We start from the raw sequence: 25,245 nt of genomic DNA, 5'->3' as shown, positions 1-25,245 counted from the left end.
TTGTCCTCCTGATTAATGGTTTAAGTATTTAATGATATGTAATGATTATTGATTAGGCCATTGTACGTTCTTCTTTACGGTATTCTTTCCTTATTGCTTCCACTAAATCATCATTACGTATGTATTTGTCGTTTCTTGAGATGGATTGCAGAGCAGCATAATGAATAATATTCAATATGGCCGCGCCGTTCAGTTCATATTTGTCGGCCAGTTCACGTAAATTAATATCAGGTTCGGGCTTGTATGAAGCAGGGAATGCCTTTTCCCATAATTTTAGCCGTTCAAAGGCATTAGGTATGGCAAAGTGGATGATAGTGTGAAAACGTCTCAAAAACGCGTCGTCCATATTGCTTTTTAAATTTGATGCCAGGATCAGTAAACCTGGAAAATCCTCAATGCGCTGGAGCAAATAACTCACTTCCTGGTTGGCATATCTGTCATGCGAGTTTTGCACATTGGTGCGCTTGCCAAACAGGGCATCGGCTTCATCAAAAAACAATATCCAATTCTTATTTTCGGCTTTAACAAATACCTTTTCAAGGTTCTTTTCTGTTTCGCCGATATACTTGCTCACCACCTGCGACAGATCAATACGGTATACTTCTTTATTTAAATGCCTGCCAAGCAAGGTTGCTGTTAATGTTTTACCAGTTCCTGAGGGGCCATGAAAAAGCGCGCGATAACCTGGTTTTATCTTTCGCTTTAATATCTCGTCCTGCATCAGGGTATCATTGTGCTGCACCCATACCATGATCTCATTAAGTTGATTTTGGGTATAATTATTCAACACAAGATCATCCCAGGTCATGGCGGTAGTTATATTTTTTGCAGGGAAATCCGGGCTGAATTTTGGTGTAGCCTCCGTACCCGTTATTAAACGGGTTACCAATTCCTGATCAAGTATAATACGACCGCTCATTAATGGTTCGCCATCTTTTACCGGTTCCAGGGATAGCATCCCATGTTTAGCCAGTATTCCGCTGGTAAGCAAATACTGAACAGAAATGCGTTTTTCTATATCATTGCCGGCTATTATAAATTGCGCGGTTTCGCCGGTTGGCAATAATCCACGGTGGTTGTTACCCTTTACGCCTCCAAACTCAGAAAAATCGCCCCCTTGCGGTAAAAACTCCTGTATAATATTTTCAAAAAAGGTGGCTTTTAAATGTGGCACCAAAGCGGTTAACAGTATAATGTACTCTTCGAGCGGTAACTGATGCTTAATGATAAACCCGTTCAGGGGGCTGCCATCATCCTCTACTTTAACTGCAGGAAAAATGGCATCTGCATTATTAAAATGAGATTGCAGTCGGTTGTGAATCACCTGATTCAGGACTTCAAAAGAATCAGTTATAGATTGAGTTTGCATTATACGTTATTAGTTATTTATTTTTTTATATCACAATCCTTTATGATCTCTGCGGATGGATGTTGTCCTATATCGGGTAAATTACCCGCGCTTAAAGGCGTAATCGCTTTTTGACAATGTTCATCAACCCTGGTTCTTACTGATTTTGGAGAATGCCATTTTTGGCTATCTCTTTCTTTTGTTTTACTGGCCAAGCACCAGAAATAATTGTTCCACTGATCGGGATGAACACCGGTTTGTTTTTCCAGGGAGGCTTTGGCCAGTGCATCTGATGCAAATTTTTGACCGGCGGCAGCATTTACAGCATCTCTGAATTTGGCTAAGCTTAAATTAAACGCCAGCGTAAAATCATTGCAGTGCTCTTGTTCTCCTTCTTTAATTTTATCTGAACCTGATTGGGTGATCTGCCAATATTTATCATAAGTGCCTTTAGGGCAAAAATGATGCTCTTCTCCCGCGCCGCCATCCTGAATAATCACACTACCTTTGTCTTTAAACGTCTGTGGCAATAAATAAAATGAACTCACCGGCATACCTGCGGTTGTTTTTTGTAAGACTCCGTTTGTTAAAACAACTTCAGGGTTGGTTACATCGCCCCTGTTCAAGGTGGTTTTTCCAAATGAGTCATCTGTATTACCTGCTTGTTTTAAAAACTCATCAATTGTTACTCCCTGCGGATTGCAGCTTGGGCCTGTACTGGCCTTGATTACAGTTGGGTTAACTTCATCGGTACCACCATCTTTCTTTACACCGCCATTGTCAAGCGTTTCGGCATTAGTAACTTCAATGGGATTACTTTCTTCCCCCTCTTTTGAAACATAGGCATTGATCGTATTTTGGTCATTATCAGTAGCTTTTCGCTGTATATCTGACTTCTTTGGTTCATCGTGTTTAAAAAGTTCGGGTAAACGCAAAACATCCACAGTTAAAAAAACGCCACTTCCTTTGGGTAATTGATCATCAAACTGCCCGGGAAGTGTTCTCATTATCCACATCGGCGATTCTCCGGGATTGCTAACCAGCATAGGTGTGGCAGGCAATGTCTGGTTAACAAATCCTTGCAAATCAATAATGCCACCGCCAAATTTTAGTTTGATAGACCCGCCGGTAAGTCCAAAACCGCTTTGGGCAGAATAACCACTGCTTAAACCCAATGTAAGATCTGTTTTAGGTATAAAGCTCCATTTTTCATGCATCATGTCCAGGTATGGTTTAAACTCAAACTCTGTGTCAAAAGTAACAGGTGCTCCCGTAGCCTGAGGTAATTTGTACTTGAACGATGATAACGGGAAATACTCATGATGCGGGATAAGGGAAAGAGGTAAGGTAATATTTTTATCGTCCAGTAACTTTATAGTATCCGCCCTGAATCCTGGATCAGATGCAATTACGGAGCCTAATATGCCCAGTGAGCTTAAACCAAAGCCAATTATACCAGCTTTAAACCCTGTAGGTTGTGTATCCCATACTGCTTTTTTCAGGGCATCTGTTTGCTGATCCTTCCATTCGTCAAAACCTGGTTTATTACTTAATTCATCCTTAACAACTGAGGCACCTTCGGTAAGGGTTTTAGTTGGATCATCCTCCCTTTGAACCAAATTGGGATCAGCCTTAAAAAAAGTATTTTTCTCCGAATCGCCGATGGGTGTGCGCATTACTTTATCAGCCCCTTGCCCATCGTATGCCTGATTTACAGATGGCTTGGGTTGAAAGAAAGGAATGGCTTGTTTATCCTGCCGGATAGTACTAAGGAGGCCCTGATCAACTTTTCCTTTAACTAAATTCATTTCAAAATATCATCCATTGTTTCATATACATATTCCTTATTCCGTCAATTACGGTTGTTTTTTGTCTTTAATCTTGTCGGCATTCATCCGAATTAGCCCTCCTGGTTGGCGACCACCCTCAATACGGGCAAATGCCTCGTCATCTGGCCCGATCCAACTTATAAATTTCCCTCCATCTGCTTCAACTTTTACATGACACAACCTGAGTTTGCCCCACGCATCTATCTCCACAATCCTATCTCCTTCTGAAATAGGGTTATCGATATGTCCCTGTATAGGCAGCCCAAAAGAACTGTCATAAGGATCATCGGCTTTAACTTCCTGAAGGCCAATCTGTTTTTTGAAATTACTTCCCTCCTCCTGGGTTTTACCTGCAGCTATAGCAGTGCCTTCAACTTCAGGTGAAACCCATTTTATAAATTTCCAGTAATCCTTTTTTGACGCGGCGATACTTATCGGGGAATATTCAATCAGGGCCGGTTTTTTTACATTATAAGCTTCAAGCATTATAATTCGGTGATAATCAAATGCATTACTAAATGCTCCAGCCGTTTCATTTGCCGCATATTTAACTATTTCTTCATGCTTGCTTACAAGGTCGCGTATTTGAGCAACATATACCCCCTCAGTTGCAACTGCCGGATCAAATGCAGCATACACACCCATTAGTGCAGCACGCTCTTCAGATTGACCTATTTTGGCATTTATCTGATCCAGTTCCTGTGAATATGCTTCAGAAAATTGTATTAGTAACTGTTTTGCCGGCAATGATTTTCCGGTACCTGGCGCCAGTGTTGTGGCATGCTTCCTGGCATTATCAAGAAGAGCAAGATATCCATCTTTTGCTGTTTTACCATCCAGATCAATATATTTATCTGCCAATGCTTCAGCTTTTATATATGCATTTATTGCTGCTTCATCTTTCCCTTTAAGTACTGCACCTATTACCGTACTGGCTACGCCTTTTAACCCGTCTCTTATCCGGGGTAAAAAAGCACCTGCAATTCCAGGGGCTAAAGATCCAATTGCGAGGGATATAAGCTGTTCAAGTAAAGTTGGTTGGGCTTGCTTTTTATCCATTTCCTCTTGTATCGTTGATATAGCCGCCCGATACTTTGTATATGACAACGACATACGGAAAGCCGATTGACGGCGAATTTCTAATATCCATGCCGTATCAGCAGCTGCATCAACACCGTCTGGAACTGATCTCATTAATAATGATGTTGAACTCTTGCTTAAAGAAGGATTATCAGCCTTATTAAGTAAGTCATTTGATCCCTTTTGCTGTACTACATGTGTCAGCTCATGGGCCATTAATTTCTTTCCGCTTTCGCTCTCAGGCGAATACTGGCCGCTGTTAAAAACAATATTATTCCCTGTTGTGTAAGCCAGTGCATTAATGGATTGCGCAGATTTTGCAGCCACCGAGTCGGTATGGATACGTACCTTTGAAAAATCCTGACCAAAACGAGGTTCATAAAACTGGCGGCTACTTTCAGGCAAAGCCTGCCCTGATGAGCCTAAAGATCCTACATAGCTATCCAGTTCGTTACTTCCCTGTACTTCAGCGCCAGAGCTTTCTTTGCGGTGCAGTTTTTCTTCTTCCCCACAATGCTGGCATTTACGCTGAACAGTTGTTAATGATGGCTTAAAAAAAGCATTACCATTCATTGTAGGATCAGTCATGCGCATAACCCGGTCGGCCATAGTATCAGCCTCCTGCTCGTAAATATCATTGGGCTGGTTAATGGTGAGTTTTGTCTGAAAAAATGGCTTATGCCCGCTGCTCTGCACTGCAGTATACTTATTAATTTTTGAATTGAAAAAACTCATTATATACTTAATTTGGCCTGGGGATAATCCCCCATATGTTATTTAGTTTAATTTAATGCTGCCTTGCACAGGCTGTTGGAGGGTTTGTTGGCGCATTACCTCTTGTACCATTAACAGTTTGTCGCTTTGTTAATAGTTCCTGTTGCTTTGTTTGGTGTGTTTGTTGTAATGTTTGATCAAGGCAATAATAATAACCTAATGCCTGATCAATAATAGTTTTACGCATACTGTCGGCCATGCGCCTGGTTCCTGCAAATTCATCTGCTATGGCATTGTGGTAAAAAGCAAGGAACTCCCTTTCATCTTGATGTGGCCTGCCTGCAAGCCCTGTTCTATATTGACCTATATGATCAAGCTCATGCCCTGTTTGGAGCACTCTCCTCGCAATTGATGTTTGACTGATATTATTTACAAAATAATCACCCACATCAATATCACCCTGAGTTGCGGCTCCTGAACCTACAGATTGGGTATGAAGCCCCGCTTCAGCACTAACATAGGTTATATTTCTAACCTTGCCTGAATCCTGCGGATAGTAAGCACAAACGATATCACTTACTGCACGGGTAGCTCTGGTTGCTATGGGCACGGTGGCATCAGCGGCCCTGTCTATTATGTTTTGAGCTCTTGTATCAATATCATTTCTTACTCCCGGTGCAACCGTAGCAGGTGCTGTCGCGCCTTCGGGACAAGTTATTCTTTGAACATTAGATAAATTTGTTGCAGATTGCTGTACCACATGAGTTAGCTCATGTGCCATCAATTTTTTACCGCTTTCACTATCGGGCGAATACTGGCCGCTGTTAAATACTATATTACTACCGGTAGTATAAGCCAGGGCATTGATGGATTGTGCAGATTTCGCAGCTACAGAATCAGTATGAATACGTACACTTGAAAAATCCTGACCAAAACGCGGCTCAAAAAAGCTTCGGCTACTTTGGGGCAGGGCCTGCCCTGATGAGCTTAATGATCCAACGTAACTATCGAGCTCTTTACCTCCCTGTACTTCTCCAGCCGAACTTTCCTTACGATGCAATTTTTCTTCTTCCTCACAATGCTGACATTTGCGCTGAACAGTTGTTAAGGATGGCTTAAAAAAAGTGTTGTCATTCAGCGTAGGTTCACTCAGGCGCATAACCCGGTCGGCCATGTGATCAGCCTCCTGTTCATAAATATCGTTGGGTTGATTTATGGACAGTTTGGGTTGGAAAAAAAAATCATTCGCCTTATTTATTAAAGGGTTTGTTTCAGGAGGATGATATGCAGGGAGTGAATTTTTCATCTAAAAAAAGTAAATTGATGATTAAGGGTTTACAATATCTGTCATTGCTTTACTAACACGTCTGCTGGGCCTTGGTGTTAAACAAGGGGACATGATAAACCCACTGCCATGCCCAAGTCCCAGAAAATGCCCTGCTTCATGTGGAAGTCCCAGCCCATCCGCGCAAGGAGCATCAGCAATCAATGTATTACCTCCATTGGTTATTCCTCCGCTGCAACGATGATCCCCACCGCAAACCGGGGATGTCAGATCTCCAACACGAAATACGTTATAATTTACACCCGAGCCTAAAGCAGTAACAGTAGCCATTTCACCACCACCACTGCCATTGCTATCTACCTGGGCACCAAGATCGCCGGGAGCTACAACATCATTACTTGCACCACCGGTAAACATTACGTTTGATTGAAGTTGCCAAACATTGTTGAGCAAAGCCTGCATAACATTGGCAGCAGGGGTATGGTCAGAACAATGAGGGCCGCCGGCTGCCGCAGCGGCAGAATCACAAACATAATGGAATGCAACACTTCTATTAAGCTGGCTTTTAACTGATATACGCAATGTAGCAAGTACAGTAGCTCCTGCCATTGCTGTAATATTGGCTACACCTGCACTAATTCCATTAACCGATATTCCTGTGGCAGTGGCAGTTACCGTTGCCACACCAGGTGTATCACTTACAAAAGTTGGAACAGAACCGGCAGGAGTTACGGTAACTCTTGCTATGCGGCGTTCGGTAACAGGAACAACTAACCAATTGGGCGCGACAGAATCATCATATCCGGCAAATTGTTGAGCAGGATCTTCAGAAAACACAGCAGCTGTGGCAGGCGCTGGAGCTGGTGCAGGCGCTGGAGCCGGAGCAGGTGCTGGAACCGGAGCAGGTGCTGGTGCTGGAACCGGAGCAGGTGCTGGAACCGGAGCAGGTGCTGGTGCTGGAACCGGAGCAGGTGCTGGTGCAGGAACTGGTGTTCCCGACATACTGATATTAGCTACCTGGTTATTTAATTGCGAACCAAATTCATTGGTTTCGCCATGTGCAAATATGGTAATTAAGCTATCAGGAACACCGTTATTACGAAGCTCGTTTGCTACTGATAACGCCCTTGAACATGATAGTTGCCAATTCAATTCGTCGGTACCAGGCGTACTTGAATAACCATCTACACGTAAGACATCAGTACCTCCGCTGGCACTCCAGCTTGCAATAAAATTAGCTATATCAGTTCTCTGCGCTGGTGTTAATGTTGATGAAGATGTTTGAAATGAAGAACTTAACACACTTGGCGATGGGCTTGTATTGGCAACATCACATGCCATTGGGGGTATTGCAGCGGGGTTTCCGGCACGCTGGATCCTTTTGGTAGCCACACCACTCCCCTGTTGTACCACATGGGTAAGCTCATGAGCCATTAACCTTTTGCCGCTGTCACTTTCGGGCGAGTATTGCCCGCTGTTAAAAACAATACTATTGCCTGTGGTATAAGCCAGGGCATTTATGGATTGTGCCGATTTAGCGGCCACAGAATCGGTATGGACGCGTACATTTGAAAAATCCTGATTAAAACGTGGTTCAAAAAACTGACGGCTGCTTTCGGGCAGGGCCTGCCCCGATGAACCGAATGATCCAACATAGCTATCGAGTTCATTACTTCCCTGAACTTCATTAGCTGAGTTTTCCTTGCGATGCAATTTTTCTTCTTCTTCACAATGCTGGCATTTACGCTGAACAGTTAAAGGGTTTGGTTGAAAAAATGCCGCCCCGGCCATTGATGGCATAATCATACGCATAACGCGGTCGGCCATGGAATCGGCCTCCTGCTCATAACGGTCACCAGGTTCATTAACCGTAAGTTTAGGCTGTATAAGGGGTTTAAAAAAAGATGTCCTGTTGTTAGGTTGACAAAGCGCTCCTCTTTTTTCGTTCTGATGATTACCGGGTATAAGCGAAGTCATTTCCATAAGCTTTACTTTTAAGAACATAAAATAACAAACCGGGCCGAATCACGATATATTACATCCACCCCGGAGTCTGCATCATGCAAGGTTGCTGTAACATTTAATTGTCCATCAGTATCAATATTAACAGGAAAAACTTTACCAAATGATGGTTCAAGTATCAGATTAGGCCCATTATATACAGGCTTAGTATCGGTTGAATGGTATAATACATTTGCGGGCTTACCAGTTGGTGTAAACGTAATATCAATACTTACAGGCCCTGGCTGAAAAGGTTGTGCATGAGGCGAGCTAATCCTGTCAACAAAAAACTCAACCCTTAAGGGGATATTAAAGCTCCGGCACGATGGCCATTTCATACAAGTACTTAACCCTGAACTTTCACCGGGTGTAGCGCTGCCAAAGCAATTACCTTTATAATCATCATCATAAACAATAATAGTAAGCAATTCTTTTGACCAGGGTTTATTTAACTGTTGCGGCGTTGCCTCCTCCTGCCGCTGAATAGCAGGTTTAAAAAAAGGGGCCTGTTTGCCGTCATCAACGACATGTACGGCACTTGTGCCGTTTTTTATGAATTCATTTGTAAACATTCCCATCTTTTTTAATACCAGTCTACGTTTAATATTTGTTCCATCCACGGCAGGCGAATGGTTGAAAAGCCCCATGGAAGTTTGCCTAACAGCACATCAACCGTTCTTTGTTCAACCATTAGTAACCAGCCATTTTCCTTTGTTGTTAATTTGCCATCACGTTCAAAAAATGTATTGCGCAAACCATCAACTGAGGTGTTTTTCAAGGGTGTCCAATGATCTATGATAGCCTCCAATAACTTCTTCGATTCCATTTTTTCTTTCTTGCTTAATACTATGGAGGCCGGTAAGGTTTCATCTAGTGGGTAGCCGCATAAAATTTTCTGAAGTATCAGGTCAAATTCAGCAACTTCAACATTGCCTGTTGCTAAATAATGAAGTAGTAATACAGCCCGTTGGTGTGCTGTGTCATCAATAAATTTGCCATCAGCCAATAATTTTAGGCCTGTAAAAAAGGGAGCCAGGAAATAATGCAGTATTACTATTCCACAGCTTTTTATATATAATTCATGGTCGGTACTGGTATGCTTATTATTTTTTAATGAGGAATGAGGGGCTTTATCACCTTTTTCATTAATATAGTTTTGGTTAGCCTGGTTCGGTTTATTTCCATTTTGATTAAACTTATGAGCCTGATCGGCTTCTTCTTGCTTTGACAATCCATTCCCGTCTCTATCGAGCTTGTTTATCTCCGTGTTTTTCTGATCCTCTACAGTGTAATTACCCTTAACCTTATCTTTAACCTTACCTTCAACCCTATCCTGCCCTGGCCTTTCCTGTGCTGTCATGAAAAGTTTAAGCTCCTTAAAAGCACTTTTAACTATGTTTGTTTTAAGCTGCTTATTTATCTCAGTTTCTTTGGATGCTGTAATATCATTCTCGGATATATTGAAATGATCAGCCAGTAATTTTAGTGCCCTAAAAACCAATTCCATATCTTCGGAGCCTGATAAAGCAGTATTGTTCCATAAAATAGGATCGTTTAATAAAGCATAGAAAATGTACTTCCATACTTCATCACGAACGGAGGGATGTTTCTTTAGGCAATTGCTAATTACAACACTAAGATCATCGTAAATAAGCCCCCATCCTTCATCTGTTTCGGGAGCAATGGCTAATAATAACTTTTCTACAAAATCATCTGTAAACTGCAAAATAAGTCTTTGTAACACAACTGGTTTAGCTTTATAATTATCGCGTAACCAGTTAAAGAGATATTGATTTTTATTTCCGGCAAAACCTTCCAAAATTTCATTTTCCCAATCGGTTATTCTTTTTACAGAACTATACCAGGGCAGATGACCATGTTCGAGAAAGTAAATAAAGGATTTTACCAACGACTGTACACCGCTCAATACCTCTTCACTATTGGCATCATTTAACTTATCCTTTTTTGATGATAGATTTTTGCGCAACTCTTCAATAAAATGGTCTTTAAATTCCTGTTCAAAATTTTGCGGATTTATGTACCCCAAATCGAGCTTCAAAGTATCAATACGTATAACATCGTCAGACGGGAACAGCTCATCAAAAACAGCCTCCATATTGCCGGGTAATTCATTTTGCATCAACGCACTCACGCGATTTTGAAAAGCAAACGCCTCCTCCTTTTTGGGAAGGTTCAACGTGACCTTTTGCTTATGAATAATATGCCTCGACATCTGAAATTATTTATAGACTATTAAACAGTTTATTTTTTCTTCTTTCTACTAACAAGCTTTTCGACTCTTCCTGCGCTTTTAACCGGATCTATATTGGGTTCAAATAAACCATTAGCAGAAATATGCAGAATTTTAACATTCTCCTCTGATTGGTGGCAATTTCCATTTGATACCATTAGTGTTACCTTAACTTCCTTTTCACCGGCTCTTGGGTCAAATTTTATGGTTACGGCAGCAATGCCCACTGGTGATATATCCTGTACTATCCAGTCCGGATCAAAATTCCATTTATAAGTAAAGCTGGCATCCTGATCTTTTGGAATAAATTTTGCCATTATAACATTATCAGTAATGCCCGAATCAAATGTAAACTCGTTACCAGGAGTAGGAAGTACGGTAACTTCAAACGGATCAGAACTAACGCCATTTACAGTATAAATTATGGAGTATTTGCCCTTCCCCGCGGTTGCCGGAGTAAAGGTTAGGTTTTTACCATCAAGCCCTGGTACCGTATTAAAAGTGCCGTTGGGTTCAGATACTTTAATTGGTCCGGGATTAGCATCATTATCACAAAAAGTTGATTCCATGGTAATGGTAGGCTTTTTCTGCACTGGCGGAGGTGGCTCTTTCTCAGACATAATATAGGCTACCGGCGGACAATCCGAACAGCACAGATATGGAATATAAAAATCTGCAATAACAGCGCCATTGGCTACCTGATATTTGGAGGTTGTCGCGGCCCGTCCTACTAAAGCGTTTATAAGGCTCTGTTTTTCTGATTCAGACACATCCTTACTATCAGTGAGGATCTTTTTAAATCTGTTAATGGTATTTTCATCCAGATCTGCTGCTGTAGCAACGCGGGCCTTTTCTGCAGGGGCGGCAGCCATCATTCTTCTTTTTTCACTCGCTACATCTGCAGCCCTGGCAATTGGTGTATCTGTTATAACTGCACCAGCATCATTAAATGTACGCCCCGGGACGGTTGCAGGTATATTTTTATAAACCAGTACCAGTGTACCTCCCTTGGGTACGCCTGCTTTATGTTCAAGACCAGGATGGTTTTTGTAATAATTTAAAAAGGTAAGTTGCTGCAGATATTGAGTAAGCCTGTTGGTGTATTCATTCTTTAATACCTGTAAACGTTCATCAATACAGATGTTGGTTAATACTCCAAACTCTTCAACTAAAAGATCCAGTTGATAATCTTCAATGAATGTTATCGCTGTACTATTTGCATTACCTGTGTTTTTTACCGTGAGGGCTATTAATGAATTAATGGCCAAAGTGGTGTACCGTATATAATTTTGATATAGCACTTCAAACTTATCCATATCAATACCAGAAATAGTATTAGTATTTAAAGTATACATCAATTCCTCAACTGTATCAATAAACTGGAAAAAGTAATAATAAATAGCAGTAAGCGGATCATTTGAATTTATAGTTACCGGGTTGGTAAATACACCTGTATTACTTAATGAACTTAAATATCCGCTACCGATAGTATTGGGCTGGGCCGGGCAATATTTGCGTAAAAAATCACCTTTTTTATAAGCTTTGCTCAGTAACATTAACGGTTCTACGCCAAAGGCGGCCTGTAATTTAAAATCCGAGAATTTTATAGCATCTGCCGCAGGCGCCGTTGATATAACTCCGGGTGGCGGTGGGGTTGTAGGTGTTCTGGCTGGCGTATAAGGCATTTTTGAAATAAAGCAAAAGGTAACATGTATCTTACACATTGCTTCGCTAACTATAAGGTCATAATCTGTTTCCAGATCCCGAATGTTACAGTTAGGCAGCGTTGCCGTGCCGCTTAACTGTTCAGCAGAAATAGCTACCACATCAAAAGGCAGGTTATAATTTAAACGCTGGTTAAGAATGTTGGATAAAACGGTTTGATAGTTTTGCCCGATATGCCCTTCAACCCTGAAGAAATTATAGGGTTCAATATCATACAAAAGCGGCTTTACCATAGCGGTATTAGTGTTATACAGATTGGCATTATAACTTAAATTAAAATCGGCATAGCCATGGCTGGTTTTATAATGGCTCCATGATTTATATAATTCATTGCCTGCTTTGTTTACAGTATAATAATATGGGATAGCCCTTTCAGAAAGTGGTGGAAACTCGTACTGGCTCGGGGTAATCCTTATGGCTGTTTGGCTTAATATCCCTTTACTTTGAGCTATAAAATTACTCACCAATAGCATCATACGTTTAAACAACAAGATCACCTCGGCCGATTCGGTACCCATTTTTGAAAACAAAGGAGAGTAAATAAAATAGTTGCGATAGCTATCCCTTACATAAGCATTGGTAGCCAGCGAAGCATCGCCCAGAATTAAATGGAGGGGGAACAGGTTTTCATCGGGGCAACAAGTTGAAATGATGTTTGATACTTTTATTAAAAACTCATAATAGGCTTTTATCAGGTCATCAATAAAATCATAAAAATACTCAATGAGTACCGGGCTCTGTTTCAGGATCAGCGCGCGGTATTTCTTCAGATCGTCTGTCAGTGTGATGAACGGGTTTGAGCTTACTTTTAAAACTGAACTGTACTTAGTATAGCAATTATTGTAAGCAGCTGACACCTGGGTTAAGGTAGCATCATCAACAAGTTTTACAAATGCATCCAATACATCATCTGTAGTTTTCAGATCAGTATAAGGTACATTAAAGCGTTTTAACTGTATCTGATATGGCAAATTCACATTTGCTTCTTTGAGTGCAATTCCGCTTAGTTTAACTTCCTTAAGCGCGGTTTTGGCTCTTGACACTGCTTTGATGGCGGGAGTAGTACTTGTATCCGGCAAATCTTTTTTGGCGACAAGTAAAGGCTTAACCTGAAAGGCCATCTTCTCCCCTTTGTTATTACAATCCTGTGTATCGCAGTTCTTAAGATCAGTTTCCCTGGCTTCCAGAAATAGCACAACCACATAATCACTTAAATTAATAGCCGCAGACGACAGGGTTTTTGCGTTTAACTTTTGCGCGCTTTCCAGATTGTTAAACTGATCATCTGATAACAATAACCAGATATCTTTACCAGTGCAAAATGGTTTATAAAAGGGCAGATCACCTTTGTCATAAACAAATGGCAGGTCATTGGGCATCTCAATGGCCGGATAAGGCACATAATAGGTATATTGGGTGGTATCCTGTGTAATTAAATACCCTTGTGAGGTAACTCCGCAGCCTTTGGTAATTTCAATAACTCCGGGATTAAGCACAATATCCAGTCCGCAAACAATGCCAATACCTATCAGCTTGTTGCGTGTCCAGCGGTTTTGCTGATCAAGGTAGTTAAAAGTTTCATTGAGGTGATCGTTGGTAAGCACCTGATCTGGTTCGAATACGATGTATTCCATTGGATTTGCCATATATCAATTTTTTAAAGATCCTAAAATGGTTTTGCCCAGCATTACCGGGTTGGTATCCTTACTTTCATCACAATCGTGCAAAGTAGCTACCGGGTATTCACTATGTAAATTAAACAGCAGTTGTACCAATGTGTCATTTGCCGTTTGCAGGTTATTTATGGTTGTATTATCAAATGAATAATTTGCCAGGGCTGTTATCCATGTTTTATAAGCATTCTCAAAATCAAAAAGCGACTGATCATTTATCCAGCAAACTTTTACCATGGTGTGAGCCGGTACTTCCTGCCTAACAATATCTTCAAAGTAATTTCTGAAAGCCATACTGCGGAAATGCACCGGCCAGTAAGGCAACACGACCGACATTTTGAATGAATAAGGATCCTGTTCGCCACAGAAATCGCAATTGGGATCCAAACATACGGGCGCAAACTTAAACTGGTTGTTGCGAGGCCTTAATAAAAGATGCTCAATCAGGTGAAGCCCATCTGCATCGCACTCCGTATTGAACTCTGTTATAAACAGAGTCAATGCAGTATTAGCATCCTGTTGCGATGAAAAATCATTACTTACAGCCAGGTTATTGCCGCCATCATCAGCAACATAAATATTCCAGTTGCTACCGGTTTGTTTAATAGTGTAATTTTGGCCGGCCAATACCAGATCCATAAATGCCGGCAATGCATTGTTCAAATCATTCTTTGTGGCATAAGCCGTTACGGAGGTAAGCGTTGCCCCATGTTGATTGCTGAATACAAACTGGAATTTAGCAGGTGTATCATTTGTGGTGGTGATGGTGGCGTTACCAATGCAATACAAAAATCGGCGATAATAATTATCGATACCTCCTAAATGGCATAGCTTTTTTTCTAAGCCTGATACATTGTCCGTATCCCATAATTTGGTGGTATCAACTGTAAAATCGGGCTTTGATGGAAAATAATTGAATGCCCTGCCTCTTTGATAGCTGATAACGGGATAGTCTTTTAAAAAGGATATCTTACTATCTATCAGATTGGCCGGGGTTATATGAGTTTCTTTTTGGGTAGCATAATCAAGCGAATAATTGAGCAAAACATATTCGTTAAATGACTCACCAAACCTGCTCATCAAGTGATCAAGGAAACGGTTGCGCCTGTCAGCAAAAACTTCCTTCGATTCATATAATTTTTGCCAGTTGTTCACCGTAGCTGCAGTTGAATCCTGGTTTTGCATAACCAGTTGCTCAATGGTTTTCGCTGATCCATCTATTTTATAGATAGGCTGGATATTCTTGATATCCCCTAAAAACTGTGCATAATAAGTTTGTACTATCTTATCGGTTGAGAAAAGCTCCTTTGCACCATTCAGTTGCGAAAAGAAATCGGCCAATAACTGGTCAAACAGTAATAAATACGCCTGGAGTTGTTTGGCCTGCGCTTTTCTTTCTTCACTTACAGTGAAGGGCAGCCCGGCATTCCCAATGCCATAAGTTTGGGGGAAAAGATATTCAATAGAGGTATAATTATCTAAAGAGGCATAACTACCTGTAGGAATGGCCAGGTCATCAGTATGCCCCGATAGCTTATTACGGGCCTTTACCGCGCGCAGCCATTTTAAGGTGTCGCGAACTTCGGCCAGTGATGGTAAATAAGGGAACTGATTTTTATAGAACAGGAGTTTTGACTTGGTTTCTGAAAACACTGGCTTGCAACCGGAGGTAACCGGCATGCACCAGTTTTTACCGCTTTGACCGGGAACCGGTTTATCGTCGGCTCCGTATTTGGTCATCATGAAGTTACGCGCGGCCTGTACACCATCAATATCCATGATCAGGCTGATGATATCAGATGCATATATTTCCTGGCGCAGCTGGGTTTGTTCCAGTTCGGCGGTATCAATAAAGCCATGTTGCAAAACAGGCCCTTCAAATATCGTGTCGGTAGTGTAACCTTTATCCTGCAGTTCGCTTAGCAGATAAAAGTTTACCGATGGGTTCATATATTCTTCAATAGCGTAAAATACCTTGGCCTGTATCTCTTCCATATCGGCTAATGGCGATACTTCTATGTCGCAGCAAATAGCTATCTCTTCATCTTTTATGGTAGTAACACTTACAAAATCCTCGCACAGGTTCCGGTTTTCATTCAGTGTATGTATAGCGGTTTGAACAATGCGTTTTGACTGCTGGATCTTTAACACGTACAGGTTAAGTACCTGTGTGGTAAAATCGGTGCTAAAAAAGCCCTGTACATCTGCTACCAGCACCTGCTGGCCCGATGGCTGCAGATCAATAGCAATGATACCGGTAAGCGTAGCTGAATGATTTGAGCCGCCCGATGTATACTTAAAATTAATGATTATAGTAATGTTGTTTCCTGCAGGGAAGCTGGTGTTCACACCGGTAATTGAGGCCGGATCAGCGGATAATAAGGCGGCTACGCCCGGGTCATCCCAAACCGGAAAAATAACGGATAGACTTACATCGCCCCCTTTAAACTTAGCGGATGTGGGATTTAAAACCTGCAATTCGCCATTATTCAGGTCGCCAAACTGCTGGTCGTAATCCAAATCCAATATTACTTTAAACAAACCCGATAAGTAAACCGGATGGGGTGTTAGGTCATATGATAAGGCATCCTGTTTACAATCGGCATAAAGCGCTATCTCACCTGCCGGAATATCTTTTTTGTTAACGGTATAAAAATCATCATATAAAAACCATGCATTGTGTACCCCTACTATATCTACCAGTAATTTGCGGTAATCATTTACATTGAGCGGTGATTGTGTCAGGATGTTTTTCGCGGTGAATAATGTTTGTGAAGAGGCTATTTTCCCATCTGCGTCAGTAAGCAGGTCCTCCATTGGCATACCTGTTCTGTAGCCTAATTCGGTAATGGCATAGCAAAGAGCCTCTAAAATGGTTATACCCGGGTCGTGCTCGTTATAATCGGTCCATATTTTACCGCTTAGTTTTTCAATATAGCCCAAACCAGCCTCTCTGAGAAAAGCATAATCCTGGTCGGCAATAAGGCCCGGATCTTTTTGAATTACTTTTGGCTTATCCATTACAATCACAGTTTGCTGGTGAATTAATCAGGTGTTTTATCTTTTTTTCTTCGTCGTAGTATGATACGAGGATAGATCGGGCTGTACTTGCCACGGCCTCTTCAATGTTATACAGCACATGTACTGTTTGATCTTCGAGCGGTATAAAGTGGTTCATTTTAAAGCAGGTAACAAAATCTACATAAGGTCTTTCCTCAATAAAATTGAGCACTACTGATTTTTCAATACTGTTGCCAAATTGAATTGCCTGGGGGTTACCAAAAGCCCACGGCGTTAAAAATTGCTCAATTTCATTATTCAGCTGATTGGTGAAATAAACCACGTCGATATTTTCATGGAACGTAACACTAAAATCAAATTGTACCTGCTCAAACAAAGGGTTACATAAGTGAAGTTTTACAAATGGCGATGTTAGCGTTTTGATATACTTTTCTATTTCGGTTAACAGGCCAATACTGGTATATGGCCTAAGCGGATTGGCATTGTTTAAATTGGTCAAATCAGGAATGGTGATCACCATAACATGCCCTGCCAGCGTCTCACTGTACTTTTGTTGATTGGTATTTTCGTCTATTACAAAGCCGGTATGATTAATGCATTTTACCTTGAAAATTTGCGGATAATATTGCAAAATCAAATGTTCATAATCCCAGGCGGTAATAGCACGGTGCTTATGGCGCAGGCGCTCGCTAACGCGCTGATAAAACTGGTCATCAGTTTCCTGCACGCGGCCATCAAATGAAGTATATGGTTGTTGTGTTTTCTTTAATGCCGCATCAGCAACTGCAGGTTTGCTGATGGTATTTGGCGGCAACGCTTTAGTAAATATTATACCCTGATCAATATCCTGTGCAAATTGTGCTTTGGCTGCATTGGTATCTATTGCAACTAAATTACAAATGGCATCGGTATCATGCTGCACTACTGCTTTAATCCATATCAGGCCACTATCGGCACGAGTATTACTAAGCGTAGCATCAGCGGGAACATTAACTATTACCAGACCTGAGCGGGTCAGGTTATTAGTTTGATCTGTTATGGATTGTTTTTTAAACTGGAGCCAGTTATTATTGTTCAGATAATACCAATCAACCTGGGTCATGTTTTTTAATGGGTTGGCGCTTCCGTCAGATACCTGAAACAGGATCGAGAAAGTTTCATCGGGCTTAGCGTTGGCTAAACCTATCCATAGCTCGCCACCATCATCTTTAGGTATCCCGTCTTCCAGGTTAAATACCGGGAGTAATGTTTGCGCATCAGCAGTGATAGCAGGATGCATTTCGCGGAAACCAAAAGGCTCCAGGTGATAAAAGAAATTGCTTCGATCATTAAAAGCGTCCTTATTAAAAGTAATATTATCCTGAGCCGAATAGGTTACGTTTATTGACTTAATAACCGGGTGGTTAGGCACCGGAGTAGTACCGGTATCCACTGTATAACTGGTAACTACACCGCCTGTACTATTTACTTTAACCGAGGGTTTGGGTATCTTAGTTAGAAATGTACTCAGACTATAATCATTGCCTATCATTTCCAGTTTGATATAACCATCAATCGATGTAATAGCATAATCTTCATTGGCCGTAAAATCCTCCGGCGATTGTACAATGTTTTCTAATCCGGTGATATCAATTTCTCCCGGGGGGGTGACCGTAACCGTATATATGGGATCCATCATCACCATTTCCATATCACCAATGTTTATTGATAAACTATCATCCAATATGCTTTCACTCTCCAATGACTGGCTTATCCCGGTCATATCATCCATAGCCATTAACAGACTGTTATCAGCCATAGCTATGTCGTCTGCTTCAAATATTAAACTATTATCAAATGTGACATCATTAAATGTAAATTCGCCAAACAACTGCGGTTCAGCTATTTTAAACTGGGTGTCGGTAATCACAATGCTTGATGCATAAATACTTACACCATTTAAAACAGGCGCCCAGTTACCTTTTACCAATGACGATATTTTTACCGTTGAATTATATAAAGGTGCCTGTTGCCAATCAAAATCAATGGTTAATTGAGTAAGCTGTTTTTGGAAGATCTCTTTATTGCCAATAATGAACGATGCGCCATTTTCAGGGAAATCACCAAAGGGTTTAAACGGTTTGGCAGGATTTATTTTACCGTCATCATTTTGCAGGATCAGATTTTTAATAGCATCAACCGTTACGGATACAACCACTCCATTTATCCTGAGTGTTTTTATTTTTTGATACGATGCATAACTGTTAAGCAATACCTGTACCATTGGTAGTATAACTTCAAAATTACCGCCATGCAACTTTGAAGAATACGGAACTATGGCTGGTGCATCACCCTCCAGGATCACTGTTAATGAAAATGAGGTATTGCTTATTACCGAAGCTGTATAATTAGGCGCCGTGTACCAATCCTTTTTACCGGTTAGTTGTATGCTGAAGATATCTGAAAGATCAGTAGCTGTAACGTTGGTTAAACTATCGCAGGTAAAGGTTAGTGTAACCGTCCGGTTGCCTTCATTTAAAAACAGCACATTTGATGCTATAGCAAGGCCTATGGCAGCCGGTTCAATATTTTTAGGGTTGCCAAATGGAAACCAGGAACTATCGGTGCTTAACAGTTTACCACCCTGTCCATCTTCTGAATTGGCCGTTGGTGAAGCAAATAAGGTTACAGGAGTAATGTTTTTATTAAGATAGATGGATTTTAGTGTTTGTACGCTGCCTGTTTGCACTACAAGGTCATCTGTAAGCGAATAAAACAGATCCTTTTTATTGGCATCTTTCCCGGCCTTAAATGAGCTACCTTTTGACAGCAGATGTTGGTCAATATTTTTTTGAAGTTCAAAAACCAGGTGCACAAAATCAGGCTCAGCTACATTATTGCTTAATTGTAAAACTTGTTTGTAATAAAAATCAAGGTGCTTTTTGGTGTATTGATTTAAGTGTTGCTGTGCAAAACCAAACAGCTTTAAAAAAGCAAGATATAGAGCGTAATGCGGTGCATGTGTTGGATAATTATCCAGGGTTTCGGCCAGGTAGGCCGGGGTGCGGCTCACGATATTCACTATGGCGGCAACAAATGATTGTAAAGCGCCGGTAAATAAATTGTGCGCAAGGATGTGGTTAATATCATCATGTACCGCACCGCTTAACGTTATTGGAAACGCCGTAACCGGCGGGTTAACGATGAACACGTCGCTCAAAGAATCGATCAGAAAGTTTTGTGATAGCGTAATGTTATCAACAGGGGTTAAAGTATCTGTAAGGGTTGAGGTTGCATCAATAAGTGACGCTGTTACAAAACTTTCATAATACTGATTTAAAACACTTAAAGGCGCGGCCAGTTTTGAGGTTATGGAAACTGATAAAAAGGTTTTATAAGTTAAATTATCAGTTAAATGTTTATAAGCATCGTTAAGTTCTGTAGTAACAGAAAAAACAAAATCAAACAAGACCTTAAAATTGTTCTTCGCGTCTGTATCGTTAGCTGCATTGATTATTTTATCATTCAAATATTTAATGAATGATGCATAGTCATTTGTTTTCCACTCGGCCACTGAAGAAATTACTACAGCCAGGTCTTTACCCATGAGCTGTTGCCAATCGCCGGCAATAGTATTGGTGTTGTCGTAATAATTTAACCAGGCACTATATTTCTTAGTGAGCAGGACAAGATCAGCAGCTGTTCGCTCATCTACCAGGGCGCATTTTGCCAATAAGGCATCCAATGCACGCTGCGCCTGGCTGGTGCCGTTATAAGATAAAAGCTTGGTATCGAAACAATTATTTGCCATCAGTGTATTTCTGTTCCTTCGTTTTTATAGTAAGGATATACAAAATTGAACCTTGAATTTGTTGTGCGAACAGTGTAATTAAGGATAATGAGGATCACACCTTCAGTTTCGCGGCTGTCATCAACCTGTATCGAACTCAGATCAATACGGGGCTCATAATAGAGTATGGCCGTTTTGATCATTTCGCGGATATAGGTTTTAAAGGTAGTGGTCATGGGCTCAAAAAGCATTTCGTCAAGGTTGCACCCATAGTCAGGTACCATAACCCGTTCACCTTTGCGCGTTGCCAGCAATATTTGAAGGCTGAGTTGTATATCAGCCTCATCGCTTGTCATGATCACCGTGTTTAAAACCGTATCAAATGATGGTGGAAAACCCCACCCCGTTCCTAAAAATGAATCTGACATATTAACCTCCTATAATTACTGTTGGACATCCTATTATTATTGAACCGCCATGCGCCGTTGGATCGCCCATACGCGCCGCTGGTTTACCGCCTATTAATACGGTTGATGAACCATTTGCAATAACATCCGGCGGACCTGCACAGGTGCACATATCGCCCACACAAGCTGCAGGCAATCCCCCAATCAACACGGTTGGGCTGCCCGGCGGTAATATGGGTCCGCCTACATGCGGAACCGGCCCTGTAAACATTGGGCAAACGTGCATATCCGAAATTCGTGCTGCAAATGGCATATTTTTAGTTTATTGGTTGATTGATCTCACCCAACTCTCCCCAAAGGAGAGGGCTTTAAATTCTTTCTTAAGTCTCCCTTCTCGGGGGAGATTTAAAGGGGGTATTTCAATCCTTTATTAATTAATCATCACTACACCGCCCTTTATCGTTGCAGTGCCTGAGCCCTCCACCTTTACAGATGGTGCTGATAACGAGGCGCTGCCGCTGTCTGCTTTTATAGATGCCCCGCCTGCACTTACCGAAAAACTGGATGATGGACTAAGCGAAATATTCACCGCTTCAATGGTAAGATCACCGGTTGCTTTTAATTTGATATCAGCACCGCTTTCCAAACTTATTGCCGATGAATCCATCGTTACTTTGTTATTATTTTCGTCTTCTATCTTTATATGCCCGTCTTTTTCGCTAATGGTTACTTTTTTACCTGCGGGCGTCTCAATTTTTAATGATTTTTCATCATCATTAAAGATCATTTTCATACCGCTGCGTGAGGTATAGCCTTTTTCGTCGTTTTTATTGGCAGCTTTAAGCGGTGCGGGTTTTGAGCTGCTGTTTAGCATTCCAAGCACAACCGGGTGCCTCGGGTCGTTATTTAAAAACCCTACAATTACCTCATCACCAATTTCGGGACGGAAAAAAGTCCCCCGGTTATTCCCTGCATCCAGGCAGGCAATACGTGTCCATATACCGTCTTCACCGGCATCAATGATGGGCAACCTTACCCTGATCCTGTCCTGGCTGTCGGGGTCATTTTCCAGATCAGTAACCACGCCTATTTGCAGGCCTTGTATAGCAGGCAACATATCAACCGCAGGCGCCGAAACAACATCAGGCTGGCGCATAAATAGTTCATTCGATAAACCAAACTGTACATCGGTTGTCCAGTTTCCGTTCACTATTTCATGGCGCACGCCTGAAACAAATACTTTACCATTAAAGCGGTCGCCTACGCCACCAATGTTAATCAGGTCGCCAGGGTTTAAAGCGCCTCCATATCCGCGGAAGCGAACCCGCCCGCGACAACGCGACATACGTGCTTTTTGCAAACGGCCATCAGCCAAACTCTGTAATTCATCTGCTGTAATATCCTCACCTGAGTACAAGTCATATTCCGCTATACCCAGTACATTCCCAAGGTCACTGCTCGAAATATTCCCGTTCTCTTCAAAACCTGGTTCCGCGGCACTTGCAGTAGCTACTGCCTGGGTAGTATAATCCCAGGTTTTGGCGGTAAGGCTCTGGTATTGGTTACGTGCATCAAGATCTGCATCAAACTCCAGTATGGTTGCGCCAAATAATGCATCAAGCACGGTTTCCGAACTAAAATCGGGCTTTTTAGCAGTGATTTTACCATTGTCAACCGTGCAGAGTTTTCCATTTGCTTCCATCCGCGATATGATAAAATCCCAATCGGTACTGTCATACTGCACTATAGATTCGAGCTTAACACGGGTATCCTCAATATCACTATCAAGCCCGTAAGTACCAATAATAGTACTGGCCGCATCACTATCTTTTGAATCATAGAAATATTTGTTCTTACGCGCAACGGTCATTTTTACAGCTTTGTCGCGGCAATCCAATATTAAAACCGGCGAGCCATTACCCCTTATTTTTAAACTATGCCTTAAAATGATGCCGTTAAACAGTGTGGTCTCATCTGAGTGGTAACCTACTGCTATTTCAATTTCGGCTCCGGGTACAAGGGTCGATTCGTTACTTATCGGAAAATCCTGTTTTGAAACATCTCCGTCATATATCATCAACTTAGCCATAGGGATGCGGTTTATTTCCTTATGAAAATTTACCGACACCATTTGGTAAGCTGCACCCAATACATTGCCGTTTACCTTAACTGTGAAGGTAACCAGATCTGTATTTTGTGTTCCGGGTAAGGTTTGACTTAGTGCCATGGTTTATTTTGCAATAGGAGGAAATATGAGTTTCATTCCCGGTGTTAATCGTTTAAAATCTGTTAGCCCGTTATACTGAGCAATCTGGTAATAGTATTTGCTGTTACCATATTCGCGGTAACACAGCAAAGGGAGCGTATCGCCCAGCTTTACGGTACGGATGTGTGTAAGATCAGGCGACTGTCGATTTTCAATGGTAGCCAGCTTTACTTCGTCAATCACACCATTAAAAGTGCAATCAGCCTCCGCACGTAAAGGCGAACCATCGGGGTTAAATAGTTTAAAGGTCAGCGTCATGCGGGTCATCTGGCAATTGTAGAGCAGCGGCCCCCATTGTAGTTGTACATAACGCGGCATGTGCGTTATACCATCGTAGTCATAAACCACGCTCTTAAACTTTTCAAAATCTTCAACCACATTGGGTTTATCCGCCGGCAAACCCGGTACAGCTAAACCTGACAATAATCCTCCTCCGCCCCTTTTTATTACACCAGTACCATCAAACAAAAACTTGAAAGTGAGCGATTGCGGTGATCTTTTACTAAACGAAGTAATACTCTCGCTTGAACCCTGGGTACTTTTTTGACTAACCTCGGTTCCGTAAGTAAGCGCGTACGATTCGGGATTGATCAATACATCGTATTCCAATCCGTTGACTTTGGTACCGAAGCTGACATCCGTATAGGCAACCAGCTTCATCTTTTTTAATTCGCCCAGGCTCATCGTTCAGTTTTTTCTTTTAAAATTTCCAATACCTGCTCAACACATTTGGCAATAATATCTTCATTGCCGGCAGCCGGGGCTGGTGACGACGATGATGTACCACCGCCTTCCTGCACCGTAGTTGTAATTTGCAATTCGCGTATCTCTACTGGCATTGATTTTATTTTTAAACTTGCTTATCAAAATATACAGGTTATCCTACCGAAATGCTCGCACTCGCACTGGCTCCGCCAAACAGATCGGCCGCGGCCCCAATAGCTCCCGCTACAGCGGCCGACAGATTTAGGGTTTTGTAATACTCATACCGCAAGGTTATTGACTCAATAACTATCTGGTTTTGTTCCGCATTAAATTCTGAAATAGCATATTTAATGGGGATTGCGTTGGCTATGTACCATGATGATACCGGTAAATGATCTTCGTTTAAAAGCGATATCAACATGTTGGTAGGCTGATAATTGAAGTTCTCGATAGAATCAAGGCACCATGCGGTTACACCTGATACCAATGTCATCCCGCGTTTTAAAACCAGGTCGGCATATTTGTTACGCCCGGGTAAACGGTGAACAAAACGGTTCTCACCACCCTCTTTGTAGGTATCCAGATCAACATCAACGCTTAAACCTGTAACATTCTGAAAACGAAAATCATTAGGTACCTGCGGAAATATTTCAAACACCACCAAAAAGTGGAACCCGGTAAAAGGATAATCAAACATAATTAGTCGTTTTGTATGGTAAAGCCTTCGTGGGCCAGTTCAAGTGTTTCAATAGCCACATCATTACCATCAGCTTTCAAATCGGTTGATGTAACTTTGGTTGGCCATGCGTTTTTAACTTTCCATACAACAACCGGGGCCAATAATTCATCGAGCAGGCTGATGGTAATATCACGTCGGTCAACCGTGTTCATATTGATAGTGTTGAACCAGCTGTAAAACTCGTTGTCTGATTTAAAAACGCCACGTTTTAAGGTAATGTTGCTGAATTTACGTTGTCCGGGCATCTTAATTTTATGATACTCAGGGCTTGCGCCATCACGATATTCAATTACATCGTTCGTTATATCAAGTCCGCTTACGTCAGTGAAACCGATGCGTGTGCCGCCCCAGTCAACACTAAAATGGAATTTCGGAAGTGGGTAATTAGCCATAATATTTAAGTTTTAGATTGATTGATAATTAATTTTTAAT

General features: G+C 41.5%; 17 protein-coding genes. All 17 read right to left on the bottom strand.

Features of this window, described 5'->3' with window-relative positions; all coding sequences use genetic code 11:
* Positions 1-52 precede the first annotated feature (52 nt).
* Entirely contained in the window at positions 53-1,369 is a 1,317-nt protein-coding gene (locus M2273_RS02475) for an ATP-binding protein (RefSeq protein WP_429392563.1), read from the bottom strand.
* A 17-nt stretch (positions 1,370-1,386) separates the two neighbouring features.
* Complete coding sequence (locus M2273_RS02470) at positions 1,387-3,156, bottom strand: hypothetical protein (RefSeq protein WP_429392560.1); 1,770 nt, start codon at positions 3,154-3,156, stop codon at positions 1,387-1,389.
* Between the two features lie 48 nt (positions 3,157-3,204).
* Positions 3,205-4,992, bottom strand: a complete 1,788-nt coding sequence (locus tag M2273_RS02465) for a DUF4157 domain-containing protein (protein ID WP_429392558.1) — start codon at positions 4,990-4,992, stop codon at positions 3,205-3,207.
* Between the two features lie 52 nt (positions 4,993-5,044).
* Complete coding sequence (locus M2273_RS02460; protein WP_429392555.1) at positions 5,045-6,277, bottom strand: DUF4157 domain-containing protein; 1,233 nt, start codon at positions 6,275-6,277, stop codon at positions 5,045-5,047.
* A gap of 21 nt (positions 6,278-6,298) precedes the next feature.
* A complete protein-coding gene (locus tag M2273_RS02455; protein WP_429392553.1) occupies positions 6,299-8,239 on the bottom strand; it encodes an eCIS core domain-containing protein in 1,941 nt (646 codons plus the stop codon).
* 11 nt (positions 8,240-8,250) lie between these two features.
* Positions 8,251-8,829: a hypothetical protein gene (locus M2273_RS02450; protein ID WP_429392551.1), complete on the bottom strand. Its 579-nt coding sequence runs from the start codon at positions 8,827-8,829 to the stop codon at positions 8,251-8,253.
* Between the two features lie 11 nt (positions 8,830-8,840).
* Positions 8,841-10,490, bottom strand: coding sequence for a contractile injection system tape measure protein (locus M2273_RS02445; RefSeq protein WP_429392549.1), 1,650 nt, complete (start codon positions 10,488-10,490; stop codon positions 8,841-8,843).
* A gap of 29 nt (positions 10,491-10,519) precedes the next feature.
* The gene (locus tag M2273_RS02440; protein WP_429392548.1) at positions 10,520-13,879 is read right to left on the bottom strand and encodes a hypothetical protein; all 3,360 of its coding nucleotides are present in this window, start codon (positions 13,877-13,879) and stop codon (positions 10,520-10,522) included.
* 3 nt (positions 13,880-13,882) lie between these two features.
* Positions 13,883-16,927 (bottom strand): hypothetical protein, encoded by a 3,045-nt coding sequence (locus M2273_RS02435; protein ID WP_429392546.1) that lies wholly within the window; start codon positions 16,925-16,927, stop codon positions 13,883-13,885.
* Entirely contained in the window at positions 16,920-20,717 is a 3,798-nt protein-coding gene (locus tag M2273_RS02430; RefSeq protein WP_429392544.1) for a hypothetical protein, read from the bottom strand. Before M2273_RS02430 ends, M2273_RS02435 begins: the two co-directional genes overlap by 8 nt.
* A complete protein-coding gene (locus M2273_RS02425; RefSeq protein WP_429392541.1) occupies positions 20,717-21,124 on the bottom strand; it encodes a GPW/gp25 family protein in 408 nt (135 codons plus the stop codon). The genes M2273_RS02430 and M2273_RS02425 overlap by 1 nt, the downstream gene beginning before the upstream one ends.
* Before the next feature lies 1 nt (position 21,125).
* Entirely contained in the window at positions 21,126-21,416 is a 291-nt protein-coding gene (locus tag M2273_RS02420) for a PAAR domain-containing protein (RefSeq protein WP_429392538.1), read from the bottom strand.
* 117 nt (positions 21,417-21,533) lie between these two features.
* Entirely contained in the window at positions 21,534-23,330 is a 1,797-nt protein-coding gene (gene vgrG / locus M2273_RS02415) for a type VI secretion system tip protein VgrG (RefSeq protein WP_429392535.1), read from the bottom strand.
* Between the two features lie 3 nt (positions 23,331-23,333).
* Positions 23,334-24,053 (bottom strand): CIS tube protein, encoded by a 720-nt coding sequence (locus M2273_RS02410; protein WP_429392533.1) that lies wholly within the window; start codon positions 24,051-24,053, stop codon positions 23,334-23,336.
* A complete protein-coding gene (locus tag M2273_RS02405; RefSeq protein ID WP_429392531.1) occupies positions 24,050-24,208 on the bottom strand; it encodes a DUF5908 family protein in 159 nt (52 codons plus the stop codon). Before M2273_RS02405 ends, M2273_RS02410 begins: the two co-directional genes overlap by 4 nt.
* 38 nt (positions 24,209-24,246) lie before the next feature.
* Complete coding sequence (locus tag M2273_RS02400) at positions 24,247-24,771, bottom strand: phage tail protein (RefSeq protein WP_429392529.1); 525 nt, start codon at positions 24,769-24,771, stop codon at positions 24,247-24,249.
* Between the two features lie 2 nt (positions 24,772-24,773).
* Positions 24,774-25,205, bottom strand: coding sequence for a phage tail protein (locus M2273_RS02395; protein ID WP_429392526.1), 432 nt, complete (start codon positions 25,203-25,205; stop codon positions 24,774-24,776).
* Between the last annotated feature and the right edge of the window lie 40 nt (positions 25,206-25,245).

This window comes from Mucilaginibacter lappiensis, assembly GCF_050433765.1.
Classification (GTDB): Bacteria; Bacteroidota; Bacteroidia; order Sphingobacteriales; family Sphingobacteriaceae; genus Mucilaginibacter; species Mucilaginibacter lappiensis_A.
The sequence above is the reverse complement of the archived record's forward strand: the minus strand, read 5'-3'. Positions and strand labels throughout refer to the sequence as shown.